This window comes from Bradyrhizobium sp. UFLA05-108 (assembly GCF_059803455.1).
Window position 1 is genome coordinate 17297 of sequence record NZ_JBANAZ010000069.1, and the last position, 17406, is coordinate 34702.

The following is a 17406-nucleotide window of genomic DNA, read 5'->3' on the forward strand; positions in this document are numbered from 1 at the left end:
AGGGAGCTCTTGCTCGGGGAAAGATCGCGAAGGACTTACTGGTAGCCCTTCGGGAACGGGTCGGGCTCGACCAGATCGGCCGTCTCGTAGATCAGCTCGAACTGGCCATCAAGCTTGGCGCGGCCGACTCGAGTCTTCGACCAGAGGTGATGGTTTTCGTGGATGCGCACATAACCTTCCGGCGCGCCCTTGAATTCCACGCCGGGCGAAGCTGCGGCGATCTTGTCGACGTCGAAGCTTCCGGCCTTCTCGACCGTCAACTTCCACAGCCACGGGCCGAGATAGGCAGCCTGCGTCACGTCGCCGATCACGGTCTTCTCGCCCCACATCTTCTTGAAGGCGGGCACGAAGGTCTTGTTGTTCGGGTTATCGAGCGACTGGAAGTATTTCATGCAGGCATAGGCGCCCGCGATGTTCTCGCCGCCAATGCCGTCGATCTCGTCTTCGGTCACCGAGATCGTCAGCAGCGCCTGCTTCGACAGGTCGACGCCGGCCGCCTTGAGCTGCTTGTAGAAGGCGACGTTGGAGCCACCGACCACGTCGGTGAAGATCACGTCGGGCTTGGTCAGCTTGATCTTGTTGATGACAGAATTGAACTGGGTGCTGCCGAGCGCGTAATACTCCTCGCCGACGACCTTGCCCTTCAGCACGTTCTCGACATGCTTGCGTGCGATCTTGTTCGAGGTGCGCGGCCAAATGTAGTCCGAGCCGATGAAGAAGAACGATTTGGCGCCCTTCTCCTTGGCGATCCAGTTCAGGCCGGCGAGGATCTGCTGGGTGGCTTCCTGGCCGGTGTAGATCACATTCTTGGACTGCTCGAGGCCTTCATAGAAGGTAGGGTAGTAGAGCATGCCGTTGTACTGCTCGACGACCGGCAGCACTGCCTTGCGCGAGGCCGAGGTCCAGCAGCCCATGATGGCCGCAACCTTGTCGTTGACGAGGAGCTTCTTGGCCTTCTCCGCGAAAGTTGGCCAGTCGCTGGCGCCGTCTTCCTGGATGACCTTGATCTTGCGGCCGAGCACGCCACCCATGGCGTTGATCTGGTCGATCGCGAGCTTCTCGGCTTCGATCGAACCGGTCTCGGAGATCGCCATCGTGCCGGTCGCCGAGTGCAGGATGCCGACAGTGACTTCAGTATCGGTTACCGCGAGACCGGTGGTGTTGATCGCAGAAGTTGCCGGCGCCTGCGCAAAAGACGCGCGCGGCAGCATGGTCATCGCAGGAATTGCCGCCATTCCCATCAGCAGCCTGCGGCGGAATGCCGACTGCGGGCCCGTATTTGTTTCGTCTGACATGAGCACCCCATTGGTTCGAGAACGCGCTTATTGATCAGGCGAGGATTGCTCAGAATTGTGCACTGCACAGATACGTGGGATTGCGTATACTGCACCGCAAAATGACGACGTAGGTTCTTGGGTACGGGATTTGCTTGCGATCAGCGCCGGCAAAGCGGGTCAGGAGTCAGGACGTGGCAGGGCGGCAGCGGATAGACCGCGTCAGGCGCCAATACAATCAATGGGTCGCCAACCAGACTCTGGAAGACTACGCGCTGCGCTTCACCGCCAAGAGCGCGCGGCGCTGGTCCGCCGCCCGCGTTGCCAACACCGCGCTCGGTGCGATCTCCTTCCTCGCGCTTGAAGCGATCGGGGGCACCATCACGCTGAACTACGGCGCGACCAATGCGACCGCCGCGATCCTGGTGGTCAGCGTCATCATCTTCCTGTGCGGACTGCCGATTGCCTATTACGCCACGAAATGCGGCATCGATATCGACCTGCTGACCCGCGGCGCCGGCTTCGGCTATATCGGCTCGACCATCACCTCGCTGATCTACGCCTCCTTCACCTTCATCTTCTTCGCTTTCGAGGCTGTCATCCTCGCGGCAGCGCTGGAGATGTGCTTCGGCATCCCTCGCCCGCTCGGCTATCTCATCTCCTCTGTCGTCATCATTCCGCTGGTGACCTACGGCATCACCCTGATCAGCCGCTTTCAATTATGGACGCAGCCACTGTGGGTCATCCTGCATATCCTCCCCTTCGTGGCGATCGCCTGGGCCAATCCGCATTCCTTCACAGAATGGCGGACGTTCGCCGGCGAGCATGGCAATCCGAGCGGCCATCTCGATCTCTTGCTGTTCGGCACGGCCGCGTCGGTGGTGTTTTCGCTGGTGGCGCAGATCGGCGAGCAGGTCGACTTCCTGCGCTTCCTGCCGCGCGACCGCCGGACATCAAAGACCTCGTGGTGGATTGCGCTGCTCAGCGCCGGTCCAGGCTGGATCGTCTTCGGCGCGCTCAAGCTCCTGGTCGGCTCGTTCCTCGCCTATTTCGCGCTGAGCCATGGCGTCGCGCTCGAACAGGCTGCCGAGCCGGCGCATATGTATCTCGAAGCCTTCCGCTACGTGCTGTCGCAGCCGGATCTGGCGCTGGCGCTGACCGGCAGCTTCGTCATCCTGTCGCAGGTCAAGATCAACGTCACCAATGCCTATGCCGGCTCGATCGCCTGGTCGAACTTCTTCTCGCGGCTGACGCACAGCCATCCCGGCCGCGTGGTCTGGCTGGTGTTCAACGTGATGGTGGCGCTGCTGCTGATGGAGATCGGCGTCTACAAGGCGCTGGAGCAGACGCTGGCGCTCTACTCCAACGTCGCGATCGCCTGGGTCGGCGCGCTGGTCGCCGACCTCGTCATCAACAAGCCGCTGGGCCTTCGCCCGCCGCAGATCGAGTTCAAGCGCGCGCATCTCTACGACATCAATCCAGTCGGCGTCGGCGCGATGACGATCGCGACCATCGTCTCGATCTCGGCGTTCTACGGATTGTTCGGGCCGACCGCGAAGGCTCTGTCCGCCTTCGTGGCGCTCGCCGCCGCGTTTATCGCCGCGCCGCTGATCGCCTGGGCCACCGACGGCAAATATTACATCGCGCGCAAGCCGAAGCGGAGCTGGCAGAACGTCGAGGCGATCCAGTGCTGTATCTGTGAGCATTCGTTCGAGCCGGAGGACATGGCCTCCTGCCCCGCTTATGCCGGGCCGATCTGCTCGCTGTGCTGCTCGCTCGACGCCCGCTGCCACGATCTCTGCAAGCCGCACGCGCGGGCCGGCGCGCAGGTGTCGGTGGCACTCGGCAAGATGTTGCCCGAGGCGATCTACGCGCGGATCAACTCGCAGTTCGGCCATTATGTCGGCGTGTTCACGGTCTCGGCCGGCTTGGTCGGGCTCGTGCTCGGGCTGATCTATCTTCAGACCTCGGCGACCGTGCATGCCGATGCGCTATTGGCCGACGTGCTCTGGAAAGTGTTCTTCGCGCTGATCATCATCATCGGCGTGGTCGCCTGGCTGTTTGTGCTCGCACAGCAAAGCCGCCGCGCGGCGGAGGAAGAGACGCGGCGGCAGACTACGCTCTTGATCCAGGAGATCGACGCACACAAACGCACCGATGCCGAATTGCAGCGCGCCAAGGAGGTCGCAGAATCTGCCAACCTCGCCAAGAGCCGCTACGTCGTCGGCCTGAGCCACGAGCTGCGCTCGCCGCTGAATGCGATCTCCGGCTATGCGCAACTGCTCGAGCAGGACGCCAGCCTTCAGGCAAGGCCGCGCGACCAGGTGCGCGTGGTCCGCCGCAGCGCCGACCATCTGTCGGGTCTCATTGACGGCATTTTGGACATCTCCAAGATCGAGGCCGGTCGGCTCTATCTGTCCCGCGACGAGGTCCGCCTCAATGATTTCCTAGACCAGCTTGTCGGCATGTTCCGCCTGCAGGCCGCGGCCAAGGGTATCGACTTCGTGTTCAAGCGGCCGACGGTGCTACCGGTCGTGGTCTATGCCGATGAGAAGCGGCTGCGGCAGATCCTGATCAATCTGCTGTCCAATGCGATCAAGTTCACGCAAACCGGCAGCGTGAAATTTGTCGTGCACTATCGCAGCCCGGTCGCCGAGTTCGAGGTGGTCGATACCGGTCCGGGCATCCAGGCTGACGACCTCGAACGCATCTTCGCGCCCTTCGAGCGCGGCGCGCTCGGCGTCGCGCAGCCGCAGACCGGCACCGGCCTCGGCCTCACTATCAGCCGCCTGCTGGCGGGCGTGATGGGCGGCGACATCAAGGTGACGAGCACTGTCGGCGCTGGTGCGACGTTCCGCGTCAAACTCCTGCTCTCCGAAGTGACCAATCCCCGGCGCGATGCGCCGGTGGAGGCACCGATCTACGGCTATCTGGGCCCGCGCAAGACGATATTGATCACCGACGACGACCCGACTCATCGCGATCTTCTGCGCGAGGTGCTGGCGCCGCTCGGCTTCATTCTGCTCAGCGCGCCCGATGGCCTCGGCTGCCTCGCGCTGGCGCAGCACTGCCGGCCCGATCTGTTTTTGCTCGACATCTCCATGGCCAGCATGGATGGCTGGACCGTCGCCGAGACTTTGCGCGCGAACGGCCATCACACCGCGCGCATCCTGATGGTGTCGGCGAGCGCGCTGGAAGCGCATGGCGCGCCGCTGGCGCAGCCGTTTCATGACGGCTATCTGATGAAGCCGATCGACGTCCCGCGGCTGCTCGAGACCATCCGCCAATTGCTCAAGCTCGAATGGCAGCACGAAGCCGACCAGGTTCCGGTGCCGCTGTGGAAGCCGGAGAGCGGCTCACGGCCGCCGGTGAAATATGTCGAGGAGCTGATCGGCCTCGGCCGGCTCGGTTATGTCCGCGCGATCCAGCTCAAGCTCGACGAGATCGGCACCGGCCATCCCGAGCACGCGGATTTCGTCACCCACATGCGCGCGCTGGTCGACCGTTTCGATCTCGACCAATACATGGCGACGCTGAAGACATTGCACAGCTATGATCACTGATCCCAAGATCACAGACCCCAGGAAGCGCGACGTCGCGCTCGTCGTCGACGACTCGCCAGAGACGCTGCGGCTTCTGACCGACGCGCTCGACGGAGCCGGCATGACCGTGATGGTCGCGCTCGACGGCGCCTCCGCGATGCGCATCGTCGAGCAGATCACGCCCGACATCGTGCTGCTCGATGCGATCATGCCCGGCATGGACGGCTTCGAGACCTGCAAACGGCTGAGGCGCGACGCGGGTCTCGACGGCGTGCCGATCATCTTCATGACGGGCCTGGCCGAGACCGAGCATATCGTGCGCGGCTTGGAAGCCGGCGGCGTCGACTACGTGACGAAACCGATCGTGGTTGAGGAGATGCTGGCGCGGATCCGCGTCCACCTCGCCAATGCGCGGATGACCCAGAGCGCGCGCGCCGCACTGGATGTATCCGGCCGCTATCTGCTCGCAGTGAACAATAAGGGCAAGCTGCTATGGGCGACGCCGCAGGCGCGAAAATTGCTTTCGGATACGCTGGCCAGCGCCGATGACGATTTCGCACTGCCCGAGCCGGTGCCGCAATGGCTCGACCAGGTCCAGAAGGGCAAACCCGCAAAGAGTGCGACCATGGCCTCTTTCCCTGGCAACGAGCAGTTGCGACTGCAATATATGAGCAAGCTCGGCCCGAACGAATTCCTGCTTCGGCTCGCCAAGGACACCAGCGGCGACATGCCGGCGGAATTCTCCGCCCAGCTCGGCCTTACCACGCGCGAGAGCGAGGTGCTGTCCTGGCTCTCCAAGGGAAAAACCAACCGCGACATCGCTCAGATCCTCGGCCTTAGTCCAAGAACGGTCGATAAGCACCTTGAGCAAATCTACTCCAAGCTGGGTGTCGAGAACCGAACGGCGGCGGCCGCCATCGCGGTGAACGCTACGCGCCGGAACTCCTAGCAAAAGCACCCGCACTCCGACAGTTCTCCCATAGCAGCAGCTGCAGTAGTTGCTGCAGACCACATCGCGCGGCTGGGGTTGGGCCGCGGACGTCTCGCGTCGCGTCAATTCGCGATGCCCCCTGTCGCCCAATCTTTGGGCATGCATCCAACCGGCCGCTCAGGCTAACTCGTTCGCAATATGAGATTCCTGACCCGTCGCTAAACCGTGCGCGACGATGATGCGAACATAGCGCCGTGGAGGACTTGCATGCGAAAGTCAGCCGAGATCGCCTTGCTGGTGTCCCTGCTCGCGCTGGGGCGGGCAAGTTTCGCATCCGACAGTGGGCAATACGAAAACGTTCCCGCGGACATCCGCGCCTGGTTCAAGAGTGTGATTGCGCCAAATGGCGTGCCCTGCTGCGATATCTCCGATGGCCATCGCACAGAATATGATTTTCGCGAAGGCGCCTATTGGGTTCCGATCGAGGGCCATTGGATGGCGGTACCGGAGCGTGCCATAATCCGCGACCGTGGCAACCCCATTGGCGAAGCCGTGGTGTGGTATGTGCATCACCGCGGTGGCATCGTGATCAGCTGCTTCGTACCTGCGGACGCCGTATGAAATCGGCCGATCGACGGTCGCCCTAGCAAGGGCGAGCCGTTTAGCCGTCTCACGCACGGTCACTCACGACGGGTCGCCTTCCGATCGGAATTGTCGCCGAGCTTTCGAGTCTGCTTGACAGCATTTCGGCGAAACTTACACCGATCCATCTCGAACAAATCTCATCGTGGGCGCATGCACCGCGCCTGCCCGCCGCACACCCCCTACCGTTCCTGGCGGCCAAGGACACTCATGAGCACGTATTTGACTTCCAGATATTCCTCGATTCCGTAGTAGCTCCCCTCCCAGCCGTAGCCCGAATGCTTGACACCTCCGAACGGGACAGATGCGGTACCTACCGAACCCGAGTTCAGGATCACCATTCCGGCCTCAATTTCTCGGGATAGGCGGAAAGCCCGGCCGAGTTCGCGCGTATAGGCGTAGGCAACCAGGCCATATTCGGTGCTGTTCGCTCGCTTCACCACTTCTTCCTCTGTTTCGAAGCGGTAGATGGGGAAGATGGGCCCGAAGGTCTCGGTCCGGGCCACCCTCATGCCATCATCCACTCCGCTGAGAATGGTCGGCTCATAGAACAGGCCACCCTTGGCGTGAGCCCTGCCGCCAAGCACCACCTTGGCTCCGCTCCTCCTCGCGCTCTCCACCAGCTCGACCACCTTGTTGTAGCCCGTCCTGTTGATCATCGGACCGACCACGAACTTCTCCTGCATGCCCTGCATCCCGAACATCACGACCAGGCCTGCCACGATTGCAATCAGGCTGATGATCACATGGACCATCGTGAACGTCGCCAAGGTCACACCCAATATCATGATGCGCCGCCGACTACTGTGCAGGCACGAGCGCCGGCGCGCCCTTGTCCTTGATCAAAACCACCAGGAATTTCGCTGGCTTTGTGTCGCTTGCGTTCCGGTCGACGACGTGAACGTCGCCAGGGCCTTCATAGAAGCTCTGTCCTGGTGTCAATGTTACCGGTTGTCCACCCTTCACTTGCATCACGACGGAGCCCTCCAGCACGTAAACAAACGCATGGGCATTGTGTCGGTGAACAGCGCTTGATCCGCCGGGCGCATGCTCGACCGTGATCATCAGGGCTTCCCTGCCGGGGCTTTCCGGAAGATCCTTGGACATGAGTGGCGTGACCTTAGCCTCCTCAGCAACCGCAGTGCCGGTCATGAAGCACAGCAGAGCCAACGCAACGAGTTTGTTTGTCATAGTCGCCTCTTTCGTTCGTCGCCCGAGGCCCGCTCGTAGCAGAGCGGGCCTAAGGCGCGATGAGATGGGATGAATCGTCATCGCGCTTTAGTTTGTTGTTTGAGCATGATCTCCGCGCAAACACGTTCCGCGTTTGTCGCGAGGGAAAACCGCTGCGCATTTTTCCGGATCATGCTGTAGTTGCGATGCGGCATCAGGCTGCTGCCTGTGAGCGGCGGACCCATTCGTCCAAACCGATGCGGCCGAGGCGCGCCTCGCCCAATGGCACTAGCGAGTGCTCGTCGACCCGGCCGCCCCAGTATCGGGCCTCGGGATCGCTCAGGACCTCGCGCGGATCGCCAACCGCCTTCAGGTAGCGGGCAATGATTTCGTTGAACGGCGCTCGCTCCGGGCCGGCGATCTCCACGATACCGCTTCGCGGCGGCGCGAGTGCCACGTCGGCAACATTGGCAGCAACGTCGTCCGCCGCGATCGGCTGGAACAGGATCGGCGGGAGCCTGACCTTGTTTCCATCCGAACTTGAATCGGCGATGCCGCGGAGAAATTCCATGAACTGGGTTGCGCGGACGATCGTGTATGGGACGCCGGATGACTTGATCAGATTCTCCTGGGCGACCTTGGCGCGGAAATAGCCATTGTCTGTCCGGTCGGTTGCGACGATCGATAGTGCGACATGGTGCCTGACGCCCGCTGCGGATTCTGCTGCGAGCAGGTTACGGCCAGAGGTCTCGAAGAACTCCAGCACTGCCTTGTCTTCGAATGAGGGCGAATTGGCGAGGTCGATCACCACCTGTGTGCCTGCCATGGCCTGCTTGAGCCCCTCGCCGGTGATGGTGTTGACACCGCTTTGAGGCGAGGCGGCCAGGACCTCGTGGCCGCCCTGGCGCAGAATGGCGACGGTCTTCGAGCCGATCAGGCCGGTGCCGCCGATCACGACGATCTTCATGTTTGATCCTCCATTGTCGTTAGATGCGCTTGGCTTCTGAGTTGGTAGCCCGGCCCTAGCCCTGCAAGCGGTCAGTAGTCCCAGGTGGCCGGTACCCAACGAAAGGCGTCGCCAGCGACCGCGACATGGCCGACGGACGGGAACGGCATGTGAGTGGCCACCAGCAGCTCGCGGTTCGCCGCCAGCTCCCGCAACAGACTGATACGAACGCGGGCCGCCTCCTCGGGGTCATGTTCGAAGCCGTTGTACCAGTCGGGGTGTTCGAATCCGACCGTGAACACGAGGTCGCCGGCGAACGTCAGCCGGTCGCCGCCGGACGCCAGGCGGACCACGCTGTGCCCGGGGGTGTGGCCGCCGGTGCGACAGACGACGACTCCCGGCGCCACCTCGTACTCCGCCTCGAACGTGTGAAATTTGCTGCGGTATTCGTTCAAGAACCGCTTGGCCGTCTTCCGAAGCGCGTCCGGGAAACCCGGCGGCATGGAGACGCGGGAAAAATCGGGCGATTCCCAGAACTTCACCTCGGCGGCGGCCACATGGATCCGCAGGTCCGGACGCAGCCTCTCCTTCACGCCTTCGATGAGCAGCCCGCCAACATGGTCCATGTGCATGTGGGTGAGCACCACGTCAGTCACGGACGAAAGATCGATCCCAGCGGCCTCCAATCGGTGGACCAATTGCCCGGCCCTCGGCAATGGGAACTCCACCCCCATCCCGGCGTCGACGAGAATGGTCCGGCCGCCGCTACGCACCAGGACCACGTTCAGCGCCCAATCGAACGCGTCCGGCGGCAGGAAATTGTCCTTTAGCCAGGCTGCCCGGACGGCCGGCTCGGCGTTGTGGGCCAACATCGCGCCCGGCAGCGTTAGCACCCCATCGCTGACCACCAGTACGTCAATCTCGCCGACCTTGAGCGCGTAGCGCGACGGAACCAACTCGTCGGGCGCCGGTCCACCGGGGTGTGAGGTGATATTCAGGCTCATGTTTGTCTCGTCCTGGGTATTGCGGATCATCTCGTTCATCCTTGAAAACTCCTGCGTTTGATCTTGGCGTTTGATCCTAGGCGGACCGCGCTTCCCGCGTGGGAAGCGCGGTCAATGTTGGAGAGGTGTTCAGAGACCGGTGACACGCTCATTGCTGGTCTGTCACCGAGATGGTCTATCGAACTTGACCTGCGACTGCGCCAGAGCGATTGCCGTCGCTATAGAGCGATTGCTGCTAACGCATGCGCCTCCGCTAGGCGGGCAAGCGGCTATGCCGTCCGGTTGCGACCGGGAGCCTGTGAGGCGCACCGCAAGCACATGTCGCACGCTTGGATCACTACGGCCGCTTGACGGACGTGCGTTCGCCACCCCAGACTGCCCCTACAGGTGGCATTGGGGCCCCGTATGTCAGACCTTTCAGACATCACCAGGAGGCTTGTGGCTGTCTTCGCAGCAGACGTGGAGGGCTACAGCCGGCTCATGGGTGTCGATGAGGTCGGGACGCTCAAGGGACTCACCGAGCGACGGGCGATCCTCGATAGACTCATTGAGGAGCACAGGGGCCGCATAGCCAACACGGCGGGTGACAGTGTGCTCGCCGAATTTCGGAGTGCGGTGGATGCCGTCCAGTGTGCCGTGGATGCGCAGGCCGCCCTGGCAGAGATCAACGCAAGCCTCTCGCCTGATAGCCGCATCGCCTTCCGCATGGGGGTTCACATTGGCGACGTGATGGTCCGGGCTGGCGACTTGTTTGGAGACGGCGTGAACATCGCCGCTCGGATGCAGTCCATTGCAAGGCCCGGAGCGGCGTGCATCTCCGGTGCGACATATGAACAGGTACGCAAGGTCCTGCCGATCACCTTTACGGACCTCGGCGTTCAACAGGTAAAGAACATTCAAGAGCCAATCAGGGCCTATCAGGTGGGTGCGTCGATTGAAACGAGTGAGGCTGCTCCAGCGCGTGCTGTCGAGGCTGAGAGCGCGCCTCCACTGCCCGACAGGCCTTCCGTTGCAGTGCTTCCGTTCGAGAACATGTCCGGAGATCCGGAGCAGGAGTATTTTGCCGATGGGATGGTTGAGGAAATCATCACAGAGCTGTCGCGTTTCAAATGGTTGTTCGTAATCGCCCGCAATTCGAGCTTCACCTTCAAGGGCCAAGCCGTCGACATAAAGGAGGTCGGACGCAGGCTCGGCGTGCGCTACACCCTTGAGGGGTCGGTACGCAAGGCGGCAGGGAAGGTTCGCATCACAGGCCAGTTGATTGATGCTGTGACGGGCGCGCACCTATGGGCCGACAGGTTCGAGCGTGACCTGACCGACGTTTTCGCTCTGCAGGACGAAGTGACCGTCGCCGTTGTCTCGGCCATTCAGCCAAAATTGCTACAGACAGAAATTGCAATGGCGGCGCGGCGGCGACCGGAAAACCTCACCGCCTATGATTTTTATCTGCGAGCGATGTCGCAATTCTACCTGACGACCCGTGAAGGGTTGGCAGAGGCGATAAGATTGGCTCATCGCGCTTTGGAGCTGGACCCTGGGTGCAGCCTGGCCGCGGCCCTCGCAGGTGCCGGTCACATGCAAAACGTCCTTTTGGGCTATGCGGTCGATGCTCAATTCGACCGGGAGGAAGCAATTCGGCTGCTTCGCTTGGCATTGAGCATCAACGATGATGATCCGGATGTGGTGGCAGTGGCCGCGGTGACATCGGCCTACATGGTCGGCGATCGAGAAAGTGAAATTGAAATGGCTGACCGCGCGGTTGTACTCAACCCAAATTCATTTGTGGCATGGAGCTGCAGAGGCCAAGTCTATAGGATTGCAGGGTTGCCCGAGGAAGCGATTCCCAGCTTTGAACGGGCCATTCGCATGAGCCCAGTAGACCCGCGGCTGCACCTGATGCTTGCTGGTATGGGGCAGGCCCTGATTGAGCTGCGTCGCTTTGACGAGGCTATCGCCGCAGGGAAGAGAGCCCTTCGTCAGTGCCCCTCCTTTTCGGGGGCTCACTGTTGCCTCACGTCCGCTTTAGCCCATCTCGGGCGTGACGCTGAAGCTCGCGAGGCGGCGGCGCAGTTGCTCGAAGTCGATCCCGACTTCACGATATCGGCTTGGATCGCCCGGGGCGGCCAAACAAACTCGACGCTTGTGTTGGAGGGCCTTCGGAACGCGGGGTTGCCCGCATGATCCCGGCTTGTGCGACCGCTCTCGCGTGATCCTACGTCGCGATGTGTTGGCCTCTTGCCGGCAGGCCTTAGTGGTGATGTCGCAACACCTGGAATCGCCTTCCTGTCATGCGCTCGCAGGGGGGTAGCTCGCTTCGACGGTCCAGGAGTCCTTCGGCTGGCTGTACAGCTGCCAAAACTGTTCGGCCACCGATGAGGCCTCCTGCGAGTCCGGGGAAACAAAGGTACAGACGGTCACCGTCGCGACGTGAATTCCCTTTTCTCGGAACGATTCGAAAAGTCCGCGAGCCAAAGCACGAATCCCGGCCTTGCCGATGCTGACCGAGAGATAGTCCGGGCTGGGAGCGAGCGCGAAGCCACCTCCCGTCAACAGGATCGCACCGGACCCCTGCTCCCCCATCTTCGGAGCGACCGCCTGAGCAGCGACAAGCGCCCCTCCGATGTTCACGGCAAGATCACTGTTGAAGCTGTCGCGCGACTGTTCAGAGAGGGTCGCCTTGCGCGCGGATGCGGCATTGTAGTGCAAGACGTCGATTGAGCCGTGCTGCTGCTGAACCTCAGCGATCAGTTCCGCGACGCTCCTCGGATCGCCTGCGTCCGCTTTGCGAGCGTTGGCCTTGTACCCCCTGTTTATTAGTCTTTCTGTCAACTCCTGTGTCTTAGCGACGTTTCGAGCGGCCAAAACCACTTGGAAACCCTCTCTGGCAAAGCGTTCGGCGGTCGCGAAGCCCATTCCCGGGCCCGCTCCGATGCTGAGAAATGTTTTCATCTCTTGTTCCTTTTTGTAAGCACCTCGCCTTTGCCATTCACCAGCCCAGCGTCGGCGCAAAAAGGTGTTCACCGCATGCGTCTTCGCCAGTCGCTCGGCGTTTCACCGGTCAGCTTTCTGAACGCTGCGGCGAAGGCGGTCTGGGAGGAATAGCCGAGCGCTACTGCGACCGAGACCACCGACACGTCGGTGTCACGCAGCATGCTCTTGGCTTGCTCGAGCCGGTGCTGGCGCAGCCAGGCATGCGGCGACAGCCCGGTACTTTCCTTGAAAGCGCGGCAGAAGTGGAAGCGCGACAAGCCTGCATCCGAAGCCAGCGCGGCAAGCGATAGGTCCGCATCGCTGTCCGAACGCAGGCGTTCGAGAGCGCGACCCAGCACCTTGGGCGACAGTCCGCCCATGACCGGCTGGATCGTTGCGGGTGAGCCGCCGTACGCCGTGAGCAGGCGCGTAGCCAGAAGATCCGTCAGCTGGTGTCTGAACAGCGTATCCAGCGCTGCACAGCCTTCCAGGGCGTCGGCCGCGCTCAGGAGCAGGCGGGATGTGATGGGGTCAGGATGTGCAGTTCGCTCGACAAGGTCGCCGGGCGCGGTTGTGCCGGCTTCGTGGGCAACGCGATTGAGCGTTGTCTGCGGAAGATAGAGCTGAAGGACACTCAAAGGCTGGTAGATGTCCCATCGTGAAGTTGAACCGGCCGGAATGACCGTCACGGCCCCGGGACGCGTCATTCCGTGCACAAACGCTCTACCGTCACGGCGCTCGAACTTCACCGGCTCGGCAGGGAACGTCATGATGACGTGGTCGGCCATGGGCCGGACGACGTCGTGCAGGGGATCATGCCTCCAGAAGGTGATCACGCCGCTGGATGGGTCTGAAGCCATGCGCAGTGGCACCATCTTGAGCACGCGTGTCATTTCCGCATCGGCATGCGGACACTCGCCGATCGGGATATCGCTTTGCTGTGGCTGGGACCTGTCTGGGTGATTGTTCTGCGAACGATCGCGCAGGATTGGCTTGCTGCCCATGGATCTGTCCTCACCGTTGAGGGGCATTTCGTTGAGCGTTCGGCGCACGTTCTACCCGCTCAACAGGTTCGACGTCTTTCCCAAAACGGCTGTGCTTTGCCTGATCATGCTCAAGCCGCCATCACACGCCCCTGTCCAACCGAATTGCAATCGAATGCGGCGAACGGTCGCGGCCTGTTGCTTTCGAAACGAGTGCCGGTGCTACAAAGGTTCTTGTTGAGTGACGCCGTTGCGGATGGACAACAACGCTGACTCTCCTTTGAGAGCGCTATCAGTCCCGTGATCTGAGAATGCCAGCTTGCGGGTCCGGCCTAGTGTCCGCTTTCCCCCAAGAGCTGCTGGTCTCCCATTCCCCACGAAGCGCCTGACAGCGCGAATGCGCCCGTCTAGCTTGCCGGCACAACCGCTCCATGTCGGGCGAGTTTTGCCGAGGCTTGGCGGAAAACCTCGAACCCGACGTTGCCCGATCGTTACTTGGTATCAAGTCCATCAAGCAGCGCTCTTGCCTCGCGAGCGTCGGCAATCTGGAGGCTGTCTCCGCGCGTCTCGCATACCTGTGCAATGATTTGCCTCGCCTCGGCCTTCCTGTCCTGTGCAGCGCAGAGACGCGCGAGGCTAACTGCATTTCGCAACTCCCAGAAGAGCGCGCCCTGCTGCCTTGCCAGATGGAGCGCGTCGGAGAAGTATGCTTCTGCTGACGAGGCGGATCGGTGTGGTGACCCCTTCAGGATCAGTTCGCCTTTGATGCGCAACAACTCCGGGACGTACCACTCTTCGTGCCTGGCTTTGCAGCGCGCCAAGGCTTCATCGACCGCTGCAAGTCCGTTATCGATTTCATTTGCTTCACCGAGACAGACCGCGAGCTCGCCCAGCGGAAGCAGGAAGCGCGGCAGGAGCCTGGCGTCACCCGCACGACCGATTTCACTGCGCAAGAGCGCCAGTCCGGCGTCGACGTTACCCCGTTTCGCCATGACCATCCCCCTGAAACAACCAGCCCAAAGCCGCCATAGTCGTATCGCGTGGCGTTCGGTGTGCTCGAACAACACGTCACCGTAGTGCTCCGCCGCGTCGAGATCGCCGGCCCAAAAAGCGATCGGGCACGCGGCCTGTCCCAGCACACTACAGAAAGTCAAGGCGTGGCCGTTCGCGCGCCCCTCCTCGATGTTGCGCTCGACAAGCCGTAGCGCCTGACCCGCAAAACCCTGCAGCCACAGGATGCGGGCACGGAAATAGTGCGTCGAGATGCGAAGATCGAGGGGGAAAATCCTGGGCCTTCCTACCAGGCGATCGAGAGACACATCCACTCGATCGATGTGATTGCGGGCATCCTTCTGGTTTCCGAGAAAGTGCAGCGAGACGGCGAGAAGGCGATCGCCCAGCATCGAGTCGGTCGGATCGGCCGTGTCCTCTGCCGCCCTGGTGAAGCGCTGAGCGAATTCGAGCGCCTTGAGAAATTCGCCATTGTTGAACTGATCGACACACAGGCCCCACAGCGCACGCAGGCGATAGTCCTTGTCGTCGAGCCGTTCCGCCAATTCGAGGGTGTTCGCCAGGGCCGGACCCGTCTCTCTCGCACGTCCCTGGCTGTAGGTCAGCGACCAGCCTAACGCCGCCGAGAGCTGCATGCGCAGGCGTGTTGCGCCGGTAGCGCCATCATCCAGCCGCGCGAGCGCCAATTCGGTACGCTCGCGACATTCGCCGAACAGTGACAGGTGGACCCATAAAGGTACTGCCGCGGCAGTCAACGCAGCGCCGACCTGCAAATCGCCGTCCGCAGAGAATGCCCAGTCGAGGCCCGCACGGACATTGCCGAGATATCGGCCGTAGCGTTTCTGCCAATCGGCTTGCGGCAAGGAATTACTCTCGGCTTCGGCCCGAAGGAGGGCAGCCCGGAAATATTCCGCATGACGACGTGCGGCTTCCCGATACTCGCCCACAGCCCGCAGTTTCTCGAGCGCGTAGGCGCGCGTCGTGTCCAGGAGACGATAGTGATCGTCCCCGGCTTGAAAGTCTGCGGCGACGAGCGACTTAACGACCAGTCCAGCCAGCATGTCTGCGGCCGTCGCGTCCATATCTGCCGTCACCGCGGCAGCAGCATCGAGGGAAAAATTGCCATTGAATACCGCGAGGTGGCGTAGCACTCGGGCCTCGGTCTCCGAAAGCAACTCATAACTCCAGTCGAGGGTCGCGAGCAGAGTCTGATGCCGCGGCAGTGCCGTTCGAAAGCCGCTGGTCAGGAGATTGAAGCGATCGTGCAGGCGCGCCGCGACCTGCTGCAATCCAAGCGTCGCGATGCGGGCCGCCGCGAATTCGATGGCAAGTGGGATGCCATCGAGCTGACGAGAAATCGACGCGACTAGTTGAAGATTTTCCGCGCTCGGCGAGAAGTCGGCATTCAACGCCTTTGTCCTCGCCACCAGAAGCTGCACTGCGCTATATCCGAGGACATCCCGATCTCCACCTTTCTCTTGTCCCGGAATATCGAGTGGAGGAACGCGATAGACGTACTCGCCATCGATGCGCAGTACCTCGCGGCTCGTCGCCAGTATCGTTGTATTTGGACAGGAACGTACGAGCGCTTCCGCCAGCCTCGCAGCCCCTTCGATGAGATGCTCGCAATTATCCAGCACCAACAGAAGTTTCTTTGTACCAATTTCACGCGTGATCGTTTCGACGGAAACCTCGTCGCCACGTTGCGTGAGGCCTAGAACTGCCGCGACCACGAGCGGCACCATCGCGGGGTCCGATAGCGAGGCCAGTTCCACGAGCAGACCATCGCCTCCGAAAGTCGCGAGCAGGCTGCGCGCAACCGCATGCGCGAGGACACTCTTTCCGATACCCCCTGGTCCCGTCATGGTGACCATTCGATAGGTCGAAAGGAGCTCCGATAGCTGGATTTCGGCAGCCGCTCTGCCGATCAATGCATTGGTTGGGGCCGTGAGATTTGTTACATGGCTTTGAATTGGTTCGGTAGTCGGCATGCCCACCGCGGCGACGGCCTCCTGCTGAATGACCCAATCTCCCAGCAATCGGTAGCCGCGACCCGCGATCGTTTTCAGGAGTCCCCGGTCGGGACCCAACGCTTTGCGTATGGCGGAGATTTGAGCTTGCAGCGTATTTTCCTCAACCGCTGCTCCGGGCCACACACGATTCATCAAATCGTACTTATCGATCAGCTCGCCCGCCGACTGGACCAGCGTCTCAAGGATTTCAAACGCCCGACTCCCAAGGTCAGCCGGAACGCCGTTCAGCCGCATCTCGCGGCGAGCGAGATCGATTTCCCAAGCGCCCGACCTGTAAACGGGCTGTCGGTCCTGGCCTCGCATCTGTACTCCTTTCGGGCATTTTAAGGCCATTTCGGACGGCTTTGCCGGACAATCTGCGGTTCCCGCACAGTGCTTTTCAGGACTTTTCAGAACTGGCTCAAGGAGAAATGCAGTCCGTGAGGATAGGGTCAGTCATCGAACATTCTCTGGGCCGCAAAGCCATGACCACAAATGGATTGATTACGATCGAAAGTCGCAACGGACCCGAGGAAACGATGAATCGGTTCGAGGCCGAGGTCCGCGCCAGGGGAATGACCGTCTTTGCCCATATTGATCACGCCGCGGGCGCGACCGCCGCGGGGCTCCCGCTGCGGCCCACGGAACTCTTGATCTTCGGCCATGCAAAGACCGGCACACCGCTGATGCAGTCGAATCAGATGATCGGCATAGATCTGCCGCTGAAGACCCTGGTCTGGCAGGACGCATCGGGCACCACGTGGTTGTCTTACAACGATCCAGCGTTTCTTGCGCACCACCATGGCGTGGACGGTGCAAACGATACGACCGTCAACGCCATGGCTGCCGCATTGCAGGCGATCGCAAGCAAGGCAACGACCGCAACCTGACGTCCAATGGCAGTTCAAGGACTAAACTTCG

Annotated in this window: 13 protein-coding genes; 5 read left to right on the forward strand and 8 right to left on the reverse strand. The window is 61.6% G+C overall.

All coding sequences use genetic code 11. The annotated features are described in order from the left end of the window. Window positions 1–35 precede the first annotated feature (35 nt). Entirely contained in the window at window positions 36–1295 is a 1260-nt protein-coding gene (gene urtA, locus SO140_RS36040) for an urea ABC transporter substrate-binding protein (protein ID WP_449379706.1), read from the reverse strand. A gap of 173 nt (window positions 1296–1468) precedes the next feature. On the opposite strand from urtA, the gene SO140_RS36045 reads away from it, so the two are divergent. The 3 genes from SO140_RS36045 to SO140_RS36055 all read left to right on the forward strand — a co-directional run bounded on the left by SO140_RS36045 (window position 1469) and on the right by SO140_RS36055 (window position 6368). After that, on the forward strand, window positions 1469–4837 hold the full coding sequence (locus SO140_RS36045; protein WP_449379705.1) for a hybrid sensor histidine kinase/response regulator: 3369 nt from the start codon (window positions 1469–1471) through the stop codon (window positions 4835–4837). Beyond that, window positions 4827–5765 carry a response regulator gene (locus SO140_RS36050; RefSeq protein ID WP_449379704.1) on the forward strand — a complete coding sequence of 313 codons (939 nt, stop codon included), beginning with the start codon at window positions 4827–4829 and terminating at the stop codon, window positions 5763–5765. Before SO140_RS36045 ends, SO140_RS36050 begins: the two co-directional genes overlap by 11 nt. A gap of 249 nt (window positions 5766–6014) precedes the next feature. After that, window positions 6015–6368 carry a hypothetical protein gene (locus SO140_RS36055; protein ID WP_449379703.1) on the forward strand — a complete coding sequence of 118 codons (354 nt, stop codon included), beginning with the start codon at window positions 6015–6017 and terminating at the stop codon, window positions 6366–6368. Between the two features lie 203 nt (window positions 6369–6571). Here the strand turns inward: SO140_RS36055 and SO140_RS36060 are convergent, their stop codons facing one another. From SO140_RS36060 to SO140_RS36075, 4 genes are all read right to left on the reverse strand, one after another. Beyond that, window positions 6572–7159: an aldehyde dehydrogenase family protein gene (locus SO140_RS36060; RefSeq protein ID WP_449379702.1), complete on the reverse strand. Its 588-nt coding sequence runs from the start codon at window positions 7157–7159 to the stop codon at window positions 6572–6574. Window positions 7160–7190: 31 nt separating this feature from the next. Continuing rightward, entirely contained in the window at window positions 7191–7580 is a 390-nt protein-coding gene (locus SO140_RS36065) for a cupin domain-containing protein (protein ID WP_449379701.1), read from the reverse strand. A gap of 193 nt (window positions 7581–7773) precedes the next feature. Further along, window positions 7774–8526, reverse strand: coding sequence for an SDR family oxidoreductase (locus SO140_RS36070; protein ID WP_449379700.1), 753 nt, complete (start codon window positions 8524–8526; stop codon window positions 7774–7776). 71 nt (window positions 8527–8597) lie between these two features. Further along, a complete protein-coding gene (locus SO140_RS36075; protein WP_449379699.1) occupies window positions 8598–9548 on the reverse strand; it encodes an MBL fold metallo-hydrolase in 951 nt (316 codons plus the stop codon). Between the two features lie 366 nt (window positions 9549–9914). Between SO140_RS36075 and SO140_RS36080 the strand changes: the two genes are divergently transcribed. After that, entirely contained in the window at window positions 9915–11690 is a 1776-nt protein-coding gene (locus SO140_RS36080) for an adenylate/guanylate cyclase domain-containing protein (RefSeq protein WP_474799187.1), read from the forward strand. 105 nt (window positions 11691–11795) lie between these two features. Here the strand turns inward: SO140_RS36080 and SO140_RS36085 are convergent, their stop codons facing one another. From SO140_RS36085 to SO140_RS36095, 3 genes are all read right to left on the reverse strand, one after another. Further along, complete coding sequence (locus SO140_RS36085; RefSeq protein WP_449379696.1) at window positions 11796–12458, reverse strand: SDR family NAD(P)-dependent oxidoreductase; 663 nt, start codon at window positions 12456–12458, stop codon at window positions 11796–11798. A 68-nt stretch (window positions 12459–12526) separates the two neighbouring features. Further along, window positions 12527–13372 carry a helix-turn-helix transcriptional regulator gene (locus SO140_RS36090; RefSeq protein WP_498543807.1) on the reverse strand — a complete coding sequence of 282 codons (846 nt, stop codon included), beginning with the start codon at window positions 13370–13372 and terminating at the stop codon, window positions 12527–12529. A gap of 581 nt (window positions 13373–13953) precedes the next feature. Continuing rightward, window positions 13954–16809 (reverse strand): ATP-binding protein, encoded by a 2856-nt coding sequence (locus tag SO140_RS36095; protein ID WP_449379695.1) that lies wholly within the window; start codon window positions 16807–16809, stop codon window positions 13954–13956. 41 nt (window positions 16810–16850) lie between these two features. Between SO140_RS36095 and SO140_RS36100 the strand changes: the two genes are divergently transcribed. After that, entirely contained in the window at window positions 16851–17375 is a 525-nt protein-coding gene (locus tag SO140_RS36100) for a DUF302 domain-containing protein (RefSeq protein ID WP_449379694.1), read from the forward strand. Window positions 17376–17406: the final 31 nt, after the last annotated feature.

Bases quoted from the DNA above. Each gene is read 5' to 3' on its own strand.
- SO140_RS36075 (WP_449379699.1), bottom strand. From the start codon at position 9,548: ATGAACGAGATGATCCGCAATACCCAGGACGAGACAAACATGAGCCTG.
- SO140_RS36055 (WP_449379703.1), top strand. From the start codon at position 6,015: ATGCGAAAGTCAGCCGAGATCGCCTTGCTGGTGTCCCTGCTCGCGCTG.
- SO140_RS36065 (WP_449379701.1), bottom strand. From the start codon at position 7,580: ATGACAAACAAACTCGTTGCGTTGGCTCTGCTGTGCTTCATGACCGGC.
- SO140_RS36095 (WP_449379695.1), bottom strand. From the start codon at position 16,809: ATGCGAGGCCAGGACCGACAGCCCGTTTACAGGTCGGGCGCTTGGGAA.
- SO140_RS36085 (WP_449379696.1), bottom strand. From the start codon at position 12,458: ATGAAAACATTTCTCAGCATCGGAGCGGGCCCGGGAATGGGCTTCGCG.
- SO140_RS36070 (WP_449379700.1), bottom strand. From the start codon at position 8,526: ATGAAGATCGTCGTGATCGGCGGCACCGGCCTGATCGGCTCGAAGACC.
- SO140_RS36050 (WP_449379704.1), top strand. From the start codon at position 4,827: ATGATCACTGATCCCAAGATCACAGACCCCAGGAAGCGCGACGTCGCG.
- SO140_RS36080 (WP_474799187.1), top strand. From the start codon at position 9,915: ATGTCAGACCTTTCAGACATCACCAGGAGGCTTGTGGCTGTCTTCGCA.
- SO140_RS36090 (WP_498543807.1), bottom strand. From the start codon at position 13,372: ATGACACGCGTGCTCAAGATGGTGCCACTGCGCATGGCTTCAGACCCA.
- urtA (WP_449379706.1), bottom strand. From the start codon at position 1,295: ATGTCAGACGAAACAAATACGGGCCCGCAGTCGGCATTCCGCCGCAGG.